16 protein-coding genes are annotated in these 17,738 nt (G+C 63.6%); 5 read left to right on the top strand and 11 right to left on the bottom strand.

Features of this window, described 5'->3' with window-relative positions; all coding sequences use genetic code 11:
- Window positions 1-7: 7 nt before the first annotated feature.
- From IB263_RS29040 to IB263_RS29020, 5 genes are all read left to right on the top strand, one after another.
- Window positions 8-856: a sugar phosphate isomerase/epimerase gene (locus IB263_RS29040; protein ID WP_060518036.1), complete on the top strand. Its 849-nt coding sequence runs from the start codon at window positions 8-10 to the stop codon at window positions 854-856.
- Window positions 853-2,367: a sugar ABC transporter ATP-binding protein gene (locus IB263_RS29035; RefSeq protein WP_112985021.1), complete on the top strand. Its 1,515-nt coding sequence runs from the start codon at window positions 853-855 to the stop codon at window positions 2,365-2,367. The genes IB263_RS29040 and IB263_RS29035 overlap by 4 nt, the downstream gene beginning before the upstream one ends.
- The gene (locus IB263_RS29030) at window positions 2,364-3,344 is read left to right on the top strand and encodes an ABC transporter permease (RefSeq protein WP_082566303.1); all 981 of its coding nucleotides are present in this window, start codon (window positions 2,364-2,366) and stop codon (window positions 3,342-3,344) included. Before IB263_RS29035 ends, IB263_RS29030 begins: the two co-directional genes overlap by 4 nt.
- The gene (locus IB263_RS29025) at window positions 3,341-4,342 is read left to right on the top strand and encodes an ABC transporter permease (protein ID WP_112985022.1); all 1,002 of its coding nucleotides are present in this window, start codon (window positions 3,341-3,343) and stop codon (window positions 4,340-4,342) included. Before IB263_RS29030 ends, IB263_RS29025 begins: the two co-directional genes overlap by 4 nt.
- Window positions 4,343-4,434: 92 nt before the next feature.
- On the top strand, window positions 4,435-5,559 hold the full coding sequence (locus IB263_RS29020) for a substrate-binding domain-containing protein (RefSeq protein WP_112985023.1): 1,125 nt from the start codon (window positions 4,435-4,437) through the stop codon (window positions 5,557-5,559).
- A gap of 113 nt (window positions 5,560-5,672) precedes the next feature.
- On the opposite strand, the gene pcaF is transcribed toward IB263_RS29020, so the two are convergent.
- From pcaF to IB263_RS28965, 11 genes are all read right to left on the bottom strand, one after another.
- Entirely contained in the window at window positions 5,673-6,875 is a 1,203-nt protein-coding gene (gene pcaF, locus IB263_RS29015; protein WP_112985024.1) for a 3-oxoadipyl-CoA thiolase, read from the bottom strand.
- A 5-nt stretch (window positions 6,876-6,880) separates the two neighbouring features.
- Entirely contained in the window at window positions 6,881-8,851 is a 1,971-nt protein-coding gene (locus IB263_RS29010) for a 3-hydroxyacyl-CoA dehydrogenase NAD-binding domain-containing protein (protein WP_192439353.1), read from the bottom strand.
- A gap of 11 nt (window positions 8,852-8,862) precedes the next feature.
- Window positions 8,863-9,258 carry a RidA family protein gene (locus IB263_RS29005; RefSeq protein ID WP_112985026.1) on the bottom strand — a complete coding sequence of 132 codons (396 nt, stop codon included), beginning with the start codon at window positions 9,256-9,258 and terminating at the stop codon, window positions 8,863-8,865.
- Window positions 9,236-9,664 (bottom strand): thioesterase family protein, encoded by a 429-nt coding sequence (locus IB263_RS29000; RefSeq protein WP_060580776.1) that lies wholly within the window; start codon window positions 9,662-9,664, stop codon window positions 9,236-9,238. The genes IB263_RS29005 and IB263_RS29000 overlap by 23 nt, the downstream gene beginning before the upstream one ends.
- 11 nt (window positions 9,665-9,675) lie before the next feature.
- Complete coding sequence (locus tag IB263_RS28995) at window positions 9,676-10,863, bottom strand: acyl-CoA dehydrogenase (protein ID WP_112985027.1); 1,188 nt, start codon at window positions 10,861-10,863, stop codon at window positions 9,676-9,678.
- Window positions 10,864-10,878: 15 nt separating this feature from the next.
- Window positions 10,879-12,075, bottom strand: coding sequence for an acyl-CoA dehydrogenase family protein (locus tag IB263_RS28990; protein ID WP_112985028.1), 1,197 nt, complete (start codon window positions 12,073-12,075; stop codon window positions 10,879-10,881).
- Between the two features lie 2 nt (window positions 12,076-12,077).
- Window positions 12,078-12,920 (bottom strand): enoyl-CoA hydratase family protein, encoded by an 843-nt coding sequence (locus tag IB263_RS28985; RefSeq protein WP_112985029.1) that lies wholly within the window; start codon window positions 12,918-12,920, stop codon window positions 12,078-12,080.
- A gap of 2 nt (window positions 12,921-12,922) precedes the next feature.
- A complete protein-coding gene (locus IB263_RS28980; protein WP_060580773.1) occupies window positions 12,923-13,696 on the bottom strand; it encodes an SDR family NAD(P)-dependent oxidoreductase in 774 nt (257 codons plus the stop codon).
- On the bottom strand, window positions 13,693-16,014 hold the full coding sequence (locus tag IB263_RS28975; protein ID WP_060580772.1) for a bifunctional salicylyl-CoA 5-hydroxylase/oxidoreductase: 2,322 nt from the start codon (window positions 16,012-16,014) through the stop codon (window positions 13,693-13,695). Before IB263_RS28975 ends, IB263_RS28980 begins: the two co-directional genes overlap by 4 nt.
- 231 nt (window positions 16,015-16,245) lie before the next feature.
- Window positions 16,246-16,770 carry a MarR family winged helix-turn-helix transcriptional regulator gene (locus IB263_RS28970; RefSeq protein ID WP_226020898.1) on the bottom strand — a complete coding sequence of 175 codons (525 nt, stop codon included), beginning with the start codon at window positions 16,768-16,770 and terminating at the stop codon, window positions 16,246-16,248.
- Between the two features lie 100 nt (window positions 16,771-16,870).
- Entirely contained in the window at window positions 16,871-17,644 is a 774-nt protein-coding gene (locus tag IB263_RS28965) for a GntR family transcriptional regulator (protein WP_112985030.1), read from the bottom strand.
- Window positions 17,645-17,738 lie beyond the last annotated feature (94 nt).

Below are 17,738 nucleotides of genomic sequence, written 5' to 3'. Positions count from 1 at the left end.
GCGCGTCATGAAGCTTGGTATCAATCTCCTTTGCCTGACCGATTTCGTCGAGGAGAGGCATCTCGACAATATCGGCCGGTTGCGCGATCTCGGCTATGATGGCGTCGAAGTGCCGGTTCTGTCGGGCAAGGTCAGTCACTACGAACGCCTGGGCCGCGAACTGGACGGGCTCGGCCTTGGCCGATCCACCACATCGATCGTCCCGACGCCTGAGGCAAACCCCGTCAGTTGCGATGCCGAAGTGCGGGCGCGCGGGCTTTCCCATCTCGACTGGGCGCTGGATTGCGCAATAGCGCTGGGTGCTGAAAGCATGGGCGGGCCGTTTCATGCCCCGATCGGCTTCTTTACCGGCAGGGGCGCCAGCGAAGACGAGTTGAAGTATGGGGCAGACGCGCACCATGCGCTCGCAGAGCGGGCGGCGGCCAACGGCATGCATTTGAGCCTCGAGCCGCTCAATCGCTTCGAGACTTATTTTCTCAACACGATGGAGCAGGCGCGTGCCTATGTGGATCGCGTGGCGCATCCTGCCTTCAAGATCATGTACGACACGTTCCATGCCAATGTGGAGGAGCGTCGGCCGGAGGCGGCGATCCGCCTGATTGGCCAGGATATCGGGGTCTTCCATGTCTCCGAGAACGATCGTGGCATTCCCGGGCGGGGGCATATCGAATTTGGCGCGATGTTCACGGTGTTGAAGGAGATCGGCTATGACGGTTGGCTGACGCTTGAGGCATTCGGCGCCGGGCTGCCGGCGATCGCGACGGCGACCCGCGTCTGGCGGCCGCTGTTTCCCGACTTCGATACGCTCTTTTCCGAGAGCGCGACATTCATCCGCAAGACATGGGCTGCTGCATGAACACGAAACACCCCGCTATCGAGATGCGCGGCATCGCCAAGAGTTTCCCCGGTGTCAAGGCGTTGAAAAACGTCAGCTTCTCCGCGCATTGCGGTGAGGTCCATGCGCTGGCGGGAGAAAACGGTGCCGGCAAGTCGACGCTGATGAAGATCCTCTCCGGCATCTATCGGCCGGACGCAGGTGCGGTTGTCGTAAACGGTGAGGAACGGCATTTCACGCATCCGCTTGCGGCGATCCGCGCGGGCATTGCCGTCATCTATCAGGAATTCTCCCTGCTGCCCGAGCGAACCGTCGCACAGAACATCTTCCTCGGCCGCGAGCCGACGCGCCGCGGTCTAATCGACCACAGGGCGATGAACGACGAAGCGCGGCGCGTGCTTGCGCTCTTCGGCTCGGCGCACCGGATCGAGCCGAGCACCGTTGTCGCTGACCTCGACGTCGCCAGCCAGCAACTGGTGGAGATCGCCAAGGCGGTGTCGCTAGAGGCAAAGGTGATCGTGATGGACGAGCCGACGGCAGCGCTGAACGAGGCCGAATGCGAGGTGCTCTACGGTCTCGTCGACACCTTGAAGAAAAGCGGTGTGGCTATCGTCTACATCACCCACCGCATGCCCGAAATCACGCGGCTGGCCAATCGTGTTACCGTGCTCAAGGATGGCGAGGTGGCGGTTCGCTTCGACCATGTGCCTGAGCCCGAGGCGATCGTACGAGCCATGGTGGGCCGCGACCTTGGCGATTTCTATGCGGAACCGGCAGCACCGCAGGAGATCGGCGACGTCGTGCTCTCAGTCCGCAACGCCGGCAACGAACGGCTGAAAAATGTGTCCTTCGAACTGCGCGCAGGCGAGATCGTCGGTTTTTCGGGCTTGCAAGGGGCAGGGCGCGTCGCGCTCGCGCAGGCGATATTCGGCCTTTCTCCCTTCACCAAGGGTGAGATCACCCTTTCCGGCAAGCCGGCGCGGTTCACCAGTCCGCGCGAGGCGATCCGCGCTGGGGTCGGGTTGCTGCCGGGCGATCGCAAGGCCGAAGCGCTGGTGTTGATGCAATCGGTCGTCGACAACGGCATGCTTACGTCTCGCGCACTCTCCGGCCTTTCCGGCAATGCCAATGCGACGCCTTTTGTTTCGGCGGAAGCGATGGAAAAGCTGCTGCGCGAACTCGACGTGCGCGCCGGCAGCTTTGCCCAGGACATCAAGGCGCTGTCGGGCGGCAACCAGCAGAAAGCCATCGTTGCGCGCTGGCTGGCGCTGGCGCCTCGGCTGTTGATCTTCATCGAGCCGACACGCGGCATCGACGTCAATGCCAAGGCCGGGATCTACCACCTGATGCGCGATCTCGCGCGCAAGGGCACGGCCATCATGATGGTCTCGTCCGATCTCCCGGAGGTTCTCGGCGCATCCGACCGCGTCCTTGTGATGCGGAACGGCGAACTCGTCGCGGCGTTTTCGCGCGGGGCCTCTGAAGCCGATGTGATGTTGGCGGCAACCGGCGAGGAGGCGGTGGCAGCATGAACAAGGCAACTCTCACCCGGCGTCCGGCCTGGCGCATGGAACACTACGCGCCGGCGCTTCTGCTCGGTCTGGCCGTCCTGATCTATGCGGCGATTGCGCTCAGCCTCGGCCTGACACGCTTCCTGACACCGGAGGCGACCGTCTCCATCCTTAACAGGTCCATCGCGCTCGGCATCACCGCCGTTGGGCAGACCTTCACCATCCTCGTCGGCTCGATCGACCTGTCGGTGGCCCATCTCATCTCGGCCTCGGCCGTGGTGTCCTCTGCGATCATGAACGGCGACCCGGCGATGATGGTGCCGGCCGTTGCTGCGGTGCTCGTGATGGGGACGGTGGTCGGAACCCTCAACGGGCTCCTGATCACCCGCCTCGATGTCAACCCGCTTATCGCGACGCTCGGCATGGCGCTGATCATTCAGGGCTGTCTTGCCTCCTTTCATGGCCGGTTCGGCGGCTCGGTACCGGATGCGTTCCAGTATTTCGCCTATGGCGAGGTGCTCGGGCTGCCGGTCAGCCTGGTCGTTCTGGCGCTGCTGGTCCTTGGCGCATGGATCGTCCTGCGCTTCACGCGCTTTGGCTCCAACATCTACTCGGTTGGAGGCAACCGCGACACGGCGCGCGCGGCCGGCATCAACACGACGCGGGTCGTCATGGCGAGCCATATCATCTGCAGCCTTTGCGCGGCGCTCGCCGGCCTCTATTTGGCCAGCCGCCTGAAATCCGGTTCGCCCTGGATCGGCACGGAGGGCGCCTATGATCTGGAATCGATCGCCGTCGTCGTCATCGGCGGCACAATCCTCTCCGGCGGCAAGGGTGGGATCTGGGGCACTGTTGCCGGCGTGATCATTTTCTCGCTGATCGATTCCATCTTCAATCTCGCCGGCATCGATGCCTTCGCCAAGCAGGTAATGCGCGGCATCATCATCGTCGCCGCCGTCGCCTTCTACGCAGTCCGTTCAAAGAGGATAGTGGCATGATCCAGGAAACCGTCGGCTCCGCAAAGACGCGCGGCGTGGCAAGCATTGGGCGGCTGCCGAAGATCAATCCCGTCTTCTTCGTGCTGGCAGCCCTTCTCGTTGCCATCACATTTTCGAACCCGAACTTCATCGAGCCCACAGGCTACATGAATTTCCTGAAGCGAGCCGCTCCTCTTGCAATCCTTGCGGCCGGCCAAATCTACGTCATCGTCTCCGGCGGCTTTGACCTTTCGGCTGGCTCGCTCATCACGCTGACGGTCGTCGGCTCGTCGATGCTGCTCGACAACAGTGCCGATGCGACCTGGTGGGTGATTGCGGTCATGTATGCGGCGGGGTTCGCCGTCGGCGTGGTGAACGGCCTGGTCGTTTCCTATCTGCGGGTGCCGTCATTGATCGCCACGCTCGGCATGATGATCACGCTCAATGGTGCTGCCTTCATGTGGTCGAGCGGATCACCGCGCGGCTACCTGCCGGAGACGTTCCGCTTCTTCGGGCGCGCCAGCCTTCAGGGCATTCCATTGATCCAGTTCCTGCCGGTGGCATTGCTGGTGCTGTTGGTCGTCGGCTTCGTCTTGTTCTGGCTCATGCATCGCACCAATCTCGGGCGCATGCTGCATGCGCTCGGCGACAATCCGCGCGCGGCGCAAATGTCGGGTGTGCCGATCGAGAGGGTACGCATCATCGCCTTTGTCGCCTCGTCGCTGAGCGCGGTGACGGCCGGCATCCTGCTCGGTGGATTTGCGGGCGTTTCAACCGATGTCGGCGTCGGCTACGAGCTGCAGGCGATCACCGCCTGCGTGATCGGCGGAGCGCAGCTTCTCGGCGGCCGCGGCTCCGTGCCCGCCTCGATTGCAGGCGCGCTGACGCTGACCGCCATCTTCACGCTGCTCAACTTCATCGGACTGCCGAAGCCGACGCGCGATGTCGTCCAGGGCTTGATCCTGATCGCCGCAGTCGTGCTTGCAACCTACCGGCGCAACCGCGCCGGCGGGACCTGATTTCGAGGGTCAGAGCGGGTTGCGGGCGCTTTCCGCATTCCGCTCCAGGCCATCGGGAGGAACTGAAAAATCATGATCAATGGGAGTGAGACATGAAAAAATTGCTGACCGCCGCACTTTCGGCTGCGCTCGTCGCCGGCACGGCGCATAGCCAACAGCTGAACTTCGACGATACTGCCGAGTTCGACAGACAGCGGACGCTGCTGACGGCCAAGGCCAATGGTCCGGAAGGGGAGCCTTGGGAGCAGTACTACGGCGACCAGATGGTCGATACCGCAAAGCACAAGAAGCCAGGTCCCTACACGATCTGCTTTTCAAACGCCGGCGTGAACAATGCCTGGCGGGTAACCGGCTGGACGAACATGCAGGCCGAAGTAAAGCTCCATCCGGAAATCAAGGAGCTCATTCACGTCGATGCCGAAGGGTCCGACGACAAGCAGATCGCTGACATCGACGACCTCATCAACGGCGGCAAATGTTCGGCCCTGATTGTCTCGCCGAATACGACGGCAGCCCTGACGCCTGCAGTCGAGAAGGCTTGTGCGAAGCTTCCGGTGATCGTCTTTGACCGCGGCGTCAACACCAAATGCCCGGTCACCTTCATCCATCCGGTGGGTGGTTACGGCTTCGGTATCCAGGCAGGCGAGTTCGTGGCGGCCACGGCACCCGCGGGCGCCGACGTCCTGATGCTGCGCATCGTACCGGGTGTCGATGTGCTCGAGACCCGCGCGTCCGCGGCCAAGCGCATTTTCAAGGAGACAGGGCTGAACGTCATCGGCGAGGAATTCACCGAGGGCGACAATGCCAAGACCAAGTCGATCGTCGAAGACTACCTGCAACGCGGCAAAATCGACGCGATCTGGATGGACGCTGGTGCCACAGCAGTTGCAGCCCTCGAAGCCTTCGAGGATGCGGGCCTGCCGCCCCCGATCATTACCGGCGAGGACCAGCAGGACTTCCTGGTCAAGTGGAAGTCGGAAGGCTTCAAGGCGATAGCCCCGACCTATCCGACCTACCAATGGCGCACGCCAATCATCGCGGCAGTGAAGGTGCTGCAGGGCGAGGCGGTGCCGGGTCCGGAATGGGTAATGCCGCAGCCGGCGATCACGGCAGAAACGCTCGATCAATATGTCGACGCCAAGATGCCCCCGCTGCATCACGCGATGTGCGGATGCGAGAAGCTGCCGGACTATCCCGCCGCCTGGGGTGGAAAATAAGCTTGAAGACCGAGCCGCTTGCGGCTCGGTCTCAGTCCCATCAGCTGAGTAGCAAACCCAGCTTTCTCATTGTCTTGAGCGGCCTTCGGCTGACGGCACGAAGCGTGCAGCCGCTACGGCCGTGTCAACAGCATCGAGATGCCCTGTCCGACGCCGATGCACATGGTGGCGATCGCACGCTTGGCACCCTGCGCTTCGAGCTCCAACGCGGCGGTCAACGCCAGGCGTGCACCGGACATGCCGAGCGGATGGCCGAGCGCGATGGCGCCGCCGTTCGGATTGACACGGGGCGCATCGTCGGCAAGCCCCAGTTGCCGCATGCAGGCGAGCGCCTGCGCTGCAAAGGCCTCGTTCAACTCGACGACATCGATGTCGCCGATGCCGAGACCAAAACGTTCCAGGAGCTTGTGCGTGGAAAAGACCGGTCCGATGCCCATGATGCGTGGGGCAACACCGGCCGTTGCCATGCCGTCGACGCGGGCCAAGGGCTGAAGTCCGTAGCGCTCGACCGCGCCGGCTGAGGCGAGAATGAGCGCGGCCGCGCCGTCGTTGACGCCCGATGCGTTGCCCGCGGTTACCGTGCCATTGGCGCGGAAGGGCGTCGGCAGGCTCGCAAGCTTTTCGAGCGTCGTCTCGCGCGGATGTTCGTCGTGTTCGACGTGGGTCGTCTCGCCCTTGCGTCCCTTGATCGCGTAGGCGGCGATCTCGCGGGCGAGACGCCCGCTCTTTTGCGCAACTGCCGCGCGCGCCTGGCTGCGCAGTGCAAAGGCGTCCTGATCTTTGCGGGAGATGGAAAATTCGGCGGCGACGTTTTCGGCGGTCTCCGGCATTGAGTCGATGCCGTATCGGTCTTTCATGGCCGTGTTGATGAAGCGCCAGCCGATCGTCGTGTCGTGGATCTCGGTGCTGCGCTGGAACGGGCCTTCGGCCTTCGGCATGACGAAGGGCGCACGCGACATGCTTTCGACGCCGCCGGCGACCATGATTTCGGCCTCCCCCAGCCGGATCGCGCGAGCGGCATAACCGACTGCATCGAGCCCGGAACCGCACAGCCGGTTGATGGTCGTTCCGGCGACCGTCTCCGGTAGCCCGGCGAGCAAGGAGGCCATGCGGGCGACGTTGCGATTGTCCTCACCCGCCTGGTTGGCGCAGCCAAGTACGACCTCGTCGATCGCTTCGGCCGGAATGGATGCTACGCGCGCCAGCGCCTCGCGGATGACATGGGCCGCAAGATCGTCCGGGCGGGCGCTCGAGAGTGCCCCGCCGTAGCGGCCGATGGGGGTGCGCACGCCGCCGACGATGTAGGCTTCAGCCATGAGATTTATCGTTTGCTTTGCCCGGCTGCAAACATCGGCCCTCCCTTGTGCGCGGGAAATCCGTAGCCGTTGATCATCACGAGATCGATGTCGCCGGGACGTGCGGCGATGCCTTCGGCGAGCAGCGCCTTGCCTTCGTCGCACATGGCGTTCAGAAGCCGGTTCATGATCTCATCGGATTTAAAGGCGCGCGGCGTGATGCCCTTGGCTGCCCGCGCCGTTTCGATCGTCGCCGTGACGTCGGGATCAACGGTGCGCTCACCATCGGGATAGGCGTACCAGCCGCGGCCACTCTTGCGGCCGAGACGGCCGGCCTCGCAGAGCCTGTCGGCGATTTCGACATAGCGTGCGGCAGGATCGCGTGTTGCCGCCTGTCGCTTGCGTCGTGCCCAGGCAATCTCCAGTCCGGCCATGTCGTTGACGGCGAAGATGCCCATCGGAAAGCCATAGGCCTCGAGCGCGGCGTCGATCTCCTGCGGGAGTGCCCCATCTTCCAGCATGAACTCCGCCTCGCGGCGATAGGCCGAGAAAATGCGGTTGCCGATGAAGCCTTCGGTGACCCCGGTTACGACCGGCAGCTTGCCGAGGCGTTTGACGAAGGCAAGCGCCGTCGCCAGGACGTCCGGCGCGGTCTTGGCGCAATCAACGACTTCGACGAGCCGCATCACGTTGGCGGGCGAAAAGAAATGCAGGCCCACCACCCGTGATGGATCGACCGTCGCCGCCGCGATCGCATCGGGGTCGAGATAACTGGTGTTGGTCGCGAGGATGGCGCCCGGTGCGACTATGTCGTCAAGCTTCTGAAACAACTCCGTCTTGACCTGGAGGTCGTCGAACACCGCTTCGATGACGAGGTCAGCTTTCGCGAGCTCAACGGCTTCTGCGGTGGTCTGCAGCCGCGCGAGGCATTCGTCGCGTCCGTCAGCAGTCAATCGTCCAGCCCGCACGGTCTTGTCGAGCGTCTCGGCAATGCGTGCCCGTCCGCCGGCTGCGGCTTCTTCCGTCTGCTCCAAGGCGACCACGCGGTAGCCGGAGATCAAGGCGGAGACCGCGATGCCGGACCCCATCAGCCCGGTGCCCACGACACCGACGATCGCGATCGGCCGAGGCGAAACCTTGTCGAGCCTTTCGACCTTGCCGGCGGCGCGCTCTGCAAAAAACACATGCCTGAGGGCCGCTGACTCGACCGAATCCCGGAGACGCCGGAAAGTCGCGCGTTCCTCAGCCAGTCCTTGCTTCAGGTCGAGTTCACCGGCTGCCTTAACGAGGCGGATTGCCTCGGCGGGGGCAGCCTGGCCGCGGGCCTTTGCCAGAACCTTCGCTTCCACCGCGCCGACGGCTTTGGCGTGCGCAGGCGGGACGGCGATCATGCCGGTCCGACGGAGCGGCTTGCCAGCTTGCTCTTGAACGAAAGCCAGAGCGACAGCGACAGGATCGGCGGCAATGCTGTCGGCAAGCCCAAGCGCCACAGCTTCGGCGGCCTTCACGGCACGACCGGTTCCGATGAGATCGATCGCCATGACCGTGCCGATCAGGCGTGGCAAGCGCTGCGTCCCGCCAGCACCCGGGACAAGCCCGAGCTTTACCTCGGGCAGGCCGAACGACACCTTCTCGCCGGCAATCCGGCCGTGGCAGGCAAGCGCCACCTCGCAGCCGCCGCCAAGGGCGGCGCCGTTGACGGCTGCGGCAACCGGCTTGTCGAAGGTCTCGATGCGCTCGATCACTTCGGGAAGCAGCGGGTCGACCGGCGGTTTGCCAAACTCCCTGATATCCGCGCCGCCGATGAAGGTATTGCCGGCGCCGGTGATGACGAGACCCGCAATCGTCGGCCGTTCGGCAACATGGTCAAGCGCCGCCATCAGGCCGGAACGGACATGCGCGGAGAGCGCGTTGACGGGCGCGTTGTCGATGGTAACGACGAGAACGCCACCTTCAAGTCGGGCGAAAACGCTTTCGGAAAATCGGATCCCGGCCATGCTGCCAAACCTCAATCGGGGACGACGGCCGTTGCCTGGATCTCGATCTTGGCGCGGTCTTCGACGAGCGAGACGACCTGCATCGCGGCCATGGCCGGGAAATGCCGGCCGATGATGTCGCGATAGGCCTGACCGATGCCGCGCAGATTGCCGACATATTCCTGCTTGTCGGTGAAGTACCAGGTCATGGTGGTGATGTGCTGCGGATCGGCGCCGCCGGCCGCAAGCACTGCGACCACGTTCTTCAGCGTCTGGCGCACCTGCTCGACGAAATCGTCGGTCTCGAACTCGGACTGCGCGTTCCAGCCGATTTGGCCGCCGATGAAGACGGTGCGGCCTTTGGCCGAGACGCCGTTGGCATAGCCGATGGGCTTAGCCCAGCCTTCAGGTTGCAGGATGGTGTGCATCGGTCGTCTCCAGATGTTGTGTCAGCGCGGCGCGGATATCGTCCGGCCAGGCACAAGAAGCGTGATTGTCGAGCGAGGTGGCAACGACCCGCTGTTTTGCTGTCCAGAGCACGGTGCCTCTCGCCGAGACCGTGTGCTCCATGTCGAGCGACGAGCGGCCAATGCCGCGCACCGCCAGCGCGAAATCCAGATCGTCGCCCTGGAAGCCCGGTCGAGAGAAGGTGAGATCGAGGCGCACCGTCGGCACGCCGATCCGCCGCTCGTCGTTCATGGCTTTCCAGGGAAAGCCGAGCGAGGCGAAGAAGTCCTCCGTCACCCCGACAAGAATATTGAGATAGGACGGGAAGTAGGCGATCCCCGAGGGGTCGCAGTCTCCGAACCGCAGTGGTCTCGTGTTCCTGAACATCGATGCCGACCTCAGTTCGCAAAGGCGGCAATGCCGGTGATGGCACGGCCGAGGATCAGCGCATGGATGTCGTGCGTACCCTCATAGGTGTTGACCACTTCCAGATTGACGAGGTGGCGGGCCACCGGAAATTCGTCCGAAATGCCGTTGCCGCCGAGCATGTCGCGCGCAGTTCTGGCGATTTCCAACGCTTTTCCGCAGGAGTTGCGCTTGAGGATCGAGGTCAGTTCGACCGGCGGATTGCCTTCATCCTTCATGCGCCCGAGGCGCAGGCAGCCCTGCAGGCCAAGGGCGATTTCGGTTGCCATGTCCGCAAGCTTCTTCTGGATCAGCTGGTTGGCGGCAAGCGGCCGGCCGAACTGCTTGCGGTCGATCACGTATTGCCGCGCCGTGTCATAGCAGGACTCGGCTGCACCAAGGGCGCCCCAGGCGATGCCGAAGCGCGCGGAGTTGAGGCAGGTGAAGGGGCCCTTCAGTCCTGTCACCTCGGGCAGCATGTTTTCGTCCGGCACGAAGACCTCGTCCATGACGATCTGGCCGGTGATCGATGCCCTTAAGCCCACCTTGCCGTGGATCGCCGGCGCGCTGAGACCCTTCCACCCCTTTTCGAGGATGAGGCCGCGGATGGCGCCATCTGATGTCTTTGCCCAGACGACGAACACGTCGGCGATCGGCGCATTGGAGATCCATGTCTTTGAACCGGACAGCAGATAGCCGCCATCGACCTTGGCGGCCTTGGTGATCATCGATCCGGGATCAGAACCGTGGTCTGGCTCGGTCAGGCCAAAGCAGCCGATCTTGGTGCCGGCAATCAGTCCTGGCAGGTATTTGCGCTTCTGCGCTTCACTGCCGAAGGTATGGATCGGCACGATGACGAGCGAAGACTGCACGCTCATCATCGAGCGGTAGCCGCTGTCGATGCGTTCGACCTCACGGGCGATCAGGCCGTAGGAAACGTAGTTGAGGCCGGCGCCCCCGTATTCCTCCGACACCATCGGACCGAGCAGGCCGAGTTCGCCCATCTCGGCAAAGATCGACGGATCGGTTTTCTCGTGGCGGAATGCCTCCTGGACGCGCGGAGCCAGACGGTCTTCGGCATAGCGCGCAGCGGTCTGGCGCACCATGCGTTCTTCTTCGCTCAACTGCTGATCCAGGTTGAACGGGTCCTGCCAGTCGAATGACGCCTTCGAACCATGCATGTTCGACACCCCTTGTTATCGTCCCGTGCCCTTCATCAGCTCGCGGCCGATGATGAGCTTTTGAACCTCGGTCGCGCCCTCGTAGATTCTGAGCGCGCGGATCTCGCGATAGAGCCGCTCGGTGATCTCGCCGACGCGCACGCCGCGGCCGCCAAAGAGCTGCAGCGCCTGGTCGATGACCCATTGCGCGTTCTCGGTCGCGGTCATCTTGGCCATCGCCGCTTCGCGCGTCGTTGGTCGTTTCTGCACGTCGCGTTGCCACGCCGTGCGGCCGGTCAGGAGTGCTGCCGCGTCGATGGCGGTCGCCATCTCGCCAAGCGTGCTTTGCGCCGTCGGCAGATCGCCAAGGGTCGCGCCGAACATCCTGCGGCTCTTCGCGTGGGCCATCGCCTCGTCAAGCGCGCGCCGGGCAAATCCGATCGCGGCGGCTGCCACGGACGGGCGGAAAATGTCGAGGGTGCGCATGGCGATCTTGAAGCCTTCGCCCGGCGCGCCCAGAAGTTGCGACGCCGGGATGCGGCAATTGTCGAAACGAAGGCGGGCGAGCGGATGCGGCGCAATCGTCTCGATGCGCTCGGGGATGGTAAAGCCCGGCGTATCGGCGAAGACCACGAAGGCGGAAATGCCGCGCGTACCCGGCGCCTCGCCTGTGCGGGCAAAGACGGTGTAGACGTCGGCGATGCCGCCGTTCGAGATCCAGGTCTTTTCACCGTCGAGTACGAAATGATCGCCATCCCGGCGCGCAGCGCACGCCATCGCCGCGACATCCGAGCCGGCCTCGGGTTCGGAAAGCGCAAAGGCGGAGATCCATTCGCCGCGGGCGACCTTGGACAGGACGGCGTGTTTCAACGCCTCGGAGCCGGACAGGCTGATCGCACCCGTCCCGAGGCCCTGCATGGCGAAGGCAAAGTCGGCAAGCCCGTCTGTGTAGGCGAGCGTTTCGCGGATGAGGCAGAGCGACCGGCTGTCGATCTCGTCGCTAACACCGCCGAACGCCTTTGGCACGCAATGGCGAAGCACGCCTGCAGTACCGAGTGCCGCGACCAGCTGCTTGCAGGCGGCATCGACATCAGCGTGATCGATCTCGCCGAGGCCGCCACGAGCCACGAAGGCGTCGAGTTCCGCAGCGAGCGCACGGTGACTGTCATCGTAGAACGGCCAGTCGAGATGATCGCGGGAAGGTGGGCGCAAGGTCGTGCCATGGGAACTCATGCTCAGTTCCCCTTGAATTCAGGCTTCGCCTTGGCGGCAAAGGCCTCGAAGGCGCGGCGGAAGTCGCCGGTCGCCATGCAGATCGCTTGTGCCTGGGCTTCCGATTCGATCAGTTGGTCGATACCCATCGCCCATTCCTGGTCGAGCATCTTCTTGGTCATCGCATGGGCAAACCAGGGGCCGTCGGCGATACTGCGTGCAAATTTCTGGGCTTCGGCAAGCAGCGACGGACGCTCATGCAGAGCATTGTAGAAGCCCCAGGCGTGGCCTTCCGTCGCGGTCATGACGCGGCCGGTGAAGAGCAGTTCGGCGGCGCGGCCCTGGCCGATGATGCGGGGAAGAATGCCGCAGGCGCCCATGTCGGCGCCGGCCAGCCCGACGCGGGTAAAGAGAAAGGCCGTCTTCGCCTCGGGCGTTGCCACACGGAAGTCCGAGGCCATGGCCAGAATGGCGCCGGCGCCGGCGCAGATGCCGTCGACGGCTGCTATGACCGGCTGCGGGCAGGCGCGGATCTGGCGGACCAGTTCGCCGGTCATGCGGGTAAAATCCAGAAGATCGGGCATCGGCATACGCGTCAGCGGCTCGATGATCTCGAACACGTCGCCACCGGATGAAAAGTTGTCACCGGCGCCGGCCAGCACGACCGCGCGCACGTCGCTGGCGCGGGCAAGCGAGCGGAAAAGATCGCAAAGTTCCTCGTAGCTTTCGAAGGTCAGCGGGTTCTTCTTTTCCGGACGGTTGAGGGTGATCGTGGCGACGCGTGCGTCAGCATCCGTTTCGAACAGGAAGTGCTTGGCCTTGTGGTCTTTGAAGGCGCGCTTCTTGGCCTGCATCGGGTTTGTCATCTCTATCCTCCAAGAACTTCGCCGCCGGCGACAGCGATCGCCTGACCAGTGATTGCCGTCGCCTTTTCCGAGACGAGCCACGAGACCGTGTGGGCGACTTCTTCCGGCGTCACCAGGCGTCCCTGCGGGTTGGAGCGAGCAAGGCTGGCGCGCGCTTCCTCGCGCGAACGGCCGGTCTTTTCGCTGATCGTATCGAGCGCGCCGTCGATCAGCGGCGTGTCGGTGAAGCCGGGGCAGACGGCATTGACGGTGACGTCGGTGCGCGCAAGCTCAAGCGCCAGTGCCCTCGTCAAGCCGATGACGCCGTGCTTCGACGCGCAATAGGCCGAAACATAAGCATAGCCGGTCAGGCCCGCGGTGCTCGCAACGTTGACGATCCGGCCGTTGCCGGCCCGCCGCACGGAGGCAAGCGCTGCCTGCGTCACCAGATAGACGCCGGTGAGGTTGATGGAAAGCACCCGCTGCCAAAGCGCGAAGTCGGTCTTTTCGAACGGCGCCGAGGGCGCTTCGCCGGCGCAGTTGACGAGAACGGCAATCTCTCCGGCTTCAGCGATCGCAGCCGTGATACCTTGCTCGACGGCCTGCGGGTTGGTCACATCGAAGCCGTCACGGACAAAGGCCTGTCCGCCGGCAGCAAGGATGTCGCCCCGTACCGCTTCAAGCGGCGCTGCGCGCCGACCGGCGAGGCTGACGATGTGGCCGTCGGCGGCGAGCCTAAGGGCAATCGCCTTGCCGATACCGCTGCCGGCGCCTGTGACGAGGGCGTGCCTTATCATGGCTTGCCTGCCGTCGTTGCGGCGCGCGCCAGGTTGTTCACGTACTGGGCCCGAGCCGAATGGTACTGTTTCGGCCAGGGCTCACCGTCATAGCCAATCTTTGCCGCCTCGTGCATCACGAAGGACGGATCGGCCAGATGCGGGCGGGCAATCGCGCAGAGATCGGCTCGACCGGCTGCGATGATCGAATTGGCGTGGTCGGCCTCGGAAATCGCCCCGACCGCAATGGTCGGAACCTGGATCTCGTTGCGGATCTTATCGGAAAATGGCGTCTGGAACAGGCGGCCATAGACCGGTTTTTCTTCTTTCACCACCTGGCCGGACGAGCAGTCGATCATGTCGGCGCCCGCCTCCTTGAACAGGCGGGCGAAAATTGCCGCGTCCTCGGGCGTGTTGCCGCCCTCGTGCCAGTCATGGGTTGAGAGGCGAACCGACATCGGCCGGTCCTCGGGCCAGACTTTACGCACTGCGTGGAACACTTCGAGCGGGAAGCGGGCGCGGGCGGCGTGATCGCCGCCATAGTCGTCGGTGCGCAGATTGGTAAGCGGCGACAGGAAGCTCGACAGCAGGTAGCCGTGCGCGACGTGCAGTTCGAGGATATCGAAACCGAGGTCACGGGCCCGTTCGGTGGCCCGCACGAAATCGGTGACGACCCGGTCCATATCCTCCCGCGTCATTTCGCGCGGCATGTCCGAATGCTTGAGGTAGGGCAGGGCGGACGCGGAAATGAGTGGCCAGCCGCCTTCGGCCAAGGGCTGATCGATCCCCTCCCAGGCGACCTTTGTCGCGCCCTTGCGGCCGGCATGGCCGAGCTGGATGCCGATCTTGGCGGGGGTCTGCTGGTGTACGAAGTCGACGATGCGCTTGAAGGCCTGGGCCTGCTCGTCGCTCCAGAGCCCCAGACATCCGGGCGTGATGCGGGCATCGGCCGACACACAGGTCATTTCCGGGAAGACGAGCGCCGCACCGCCCATGGCGCGCGCGCCGAGATGAACGAGATGAAAATCGTTCGGCACGCCGTCGGCTGCCGAATACATCGCCATCGGCGAAACCACGATGCGGTTCTTCAGCGTCAGGCCGCGGAGCTTGAACGGCGTAAACATCGGCGGCGGAACCGCCCCGTTCGCCGCCGGCGCCACACCGGCGCGTTCGGCAAACCAGCGCTCGAAGCCTTCGAGCCAGTCCTTGTCGCGCAGGCGAAGGTTCTCGTGGCTGATGCGCTGCGAGCGGGTCAGCATCGAATACATGAACTGTTCGGGCTCCAGCGTGTCGGCATAGCGCGTGCCGACCACTTCGAACCATTCCATCGCATTGCGGGCCGCATTCTGGATGCGGGCGACATCGACGCGGCGCACCTCTTCGTAAGCCGACAGCACGGCGGGAATGGTTGCCTTGTCGTGGCCCAGAATATCGAACTGGCGGGTGAGTTCGATCGCGTCATCGATCGCAAGCTTGGTGCCCGAGCCGATGGCGAAATGGGCCGTGTGGGCACTGTCGCCCATCAACACGACATGGCTGTGGCCGTTGAAGTGGCTCCACTTTTCGCAGATCAGCCGGCCGAAGTTCAGCCAGGCGGAGCCGCGCAAGTGCCGCGCATTGGTCATCAGCTTGTGGCCGTCGAGCGTGCCTTCAAAGAGCTTTTCGCAGAACGCGATCGACTGGTCCTGGTCCATCTGGTCGAGGCCATGGGCGCGGAAGACGTCGTCGGTGGTCTCAACGATGAAGGTCGAGGTGTTCTCGTCGAAGCGGTAGATATGCGCCTGGAACCAGCCATGCTCGGTGCGCTGGAAGTCGAAGGTGAAGGCGTCGAACTTCTTGTCCGTGCCGAGCCAGACATAGCGGTTCGGCCGGATCACCATGTCCGGCTTGAAGATGTCGGCGTATTTGTTGCGGATCCTTGAGTTGACGCCGTCGGAGGCGATGATCAGATCGGCGTCGGCGAACTGCTCGTCGCTTTCCACGTCCTGCTCAAACAGCAGTTCGACGCCGAGTTCGAGGCAGCGTTCCTGGAGGATGTTGAGCATCTTCTTGCGGCCGATGCCAACGAAGCCGTGGCCGGTCGTGCGGATCTTGCGGCCCTTGAAGACCAGCTCGATGTCGTCCCAATGGTTGAAGGAAACCTCGATCGCCTCGGCGGTCTCCGGGTCCCATTGCCGCATCGACTGCATGGTCGCGTCCGAAAAGACGACGCCCCAGCCGAATGTGTCAAAGGGGCGGTTCCGTTCGACGACGGTGACGTGATGCTCCGGATGCTGCCGCTTCATCAGCAGCGCAAAATAAAGGCCGGCAGGCCCGCCACCGATACAGACGATCCGCATGTCGTTCTCCTCCCGAGTTCCGGCTGCGCGTCACCGTCGAGCTGGCACAAGTGGCCATGCTGGACTGTTGCAAGCAGGGTGGACTCGTTCAGGAGAAATTTCAAGCTTAAAATTGTTTTGGGCAGATGGGAAGCCGACGCCGGGCGCTCGCAGCGCCGCCGAGCGGCGTCGCATCGCTTCGGGGCCGGTGCGGCAGAAAGTAAGGCAGTTGTAGGCAGAAGCGCCGTGAACTCAGGAATTTCGCGCGAGCGAGGCGATGATCGACCGCTTGAGTGTGGCAAGCTCATCCATCAGCACGCCGCCTTCCTTGGCCGGAAGGCCGGCAAACAGATCCGAGATCCAGTCGGCATGGCTTGCTGCCATCTTCTCGAATTCGGCGCGGCCGAAGGGGGTAAGCGCGATGATCTGGACACGCCGGTCGGTCGGAAGCGTCGTGCGGCTGATGTGGCCGCTCTCGGTCAGCCGTTCCACCAGCACCGTGATGTTGCCGGGGGAGACCATCATGCGCTTGGAGACTTCGCCAAGCACCATGCCGTCAGGCGCACGCTCGAGCTGGGCCATCAGGTCGAAACGCGGCAAGGTCGAATCGAATTCTTCCCGCAACCGCCGACGGATTTCGCTTTCGACAAGTGTCGAACAGGTCAAGAGACGCAGCCATAGCCTGAGCTCTGCACGGTGATCGCCCGGAGCCTCGAGCGCCTTGGTCTCGCCATCGACCCATTCCGGCGAGGTGTCGAACTTGTCTTCACCCATCATTCCCAACGTCCGCTTCCAACCCTTGGCCGCAAATCAGCGGCTCTTTCGTTTTTCTGCTTTTAGAGAGGTAAGCAGGTCTTGGACAGGTTGTCACGGGCCGTCATTTGGACGCAAGCCCAGGTACCGACTGGGCGAGCAGCGGCGACGCGCGACCGCCATCCTCGGACTGGACATAGACGTTGACGGTAAAGCCGATGTGCTCGGCCATCAGGGTGCGGGCACGCTCGATATCGCGATCGAGTGCTGCCTCCATCAGCTCGGTATGGTGCTCGATCGCCATCGCGTCCTCAAGCGCCGAAACGGCCTCCTCGTAGCCTGCGCTCATACCGGCGGCGGCCCTAATCGTCGGCGCCAGACTTAGGAAGCGGTGGTGACGGCGAAGCTGGTCGGAGATCGTCGCCTGAAAGCGCGTGAGCCAGCGCGACCTCGCAGCGCTGATCAAAGCCGCATGAAACCCGGCATGCTTCTCGTCCCACTCGTCGACTTCGCTCTCGGAGAAACGCTCGACGGAAACCTTGCAGCGCGACAGCCGGTAGTGTGCCGTGACGACGGCGGATTCCCAGGCGCTGTCGCCGTTCTCGATCGACTCGATGAGCAGCGGCATTTCGACGGCAAGGCGGGCGCGGGTGAGGTCGTCGAGTTCCTCGCGTGACACCGGAGCAACAGCAAAGCCGCGATTACTGATGGCGGTCACCAGCCCTTCCGCCTCCAGCCGCGACAGAGCCTCGCGTAGCGGCGTCCAGCCGATCCCGTAGCTTTCGCGCAGCGTGCTCAGCTTCATCGGCGCGCCCGGCTTCAGCCGCGTCGAAAGAATGTCGCGGCGCAGCAACCGGTATGCCGATTCCGTTTTGGTCGACTGTTCGTGGTCTTGCATCAGGTTCCCTTAGCGCCCACACCGGGTCGATACAAATATATATAGTTCTGCGCCTCATGTGAAAATATATATATTAATTTGACAAGAGGCCGGA

Origin of the sequence: Ensifer sp. ENS03, assembly GCF_014852035.1 — a bacterium.
GTDB classification, from domain to species: domain Bacteria; phylum Pseudomonadota; class Alphaproteobacteria; order Rhizobiales; family Rhizobiaceae; genus Ensifer; species Ensifer adhaerens.
The sequence above is the reverse complement of the archived record's forward strand: the minus strand, read 5'-3'. Positions and strand labels throughout refer to the sequence as shown.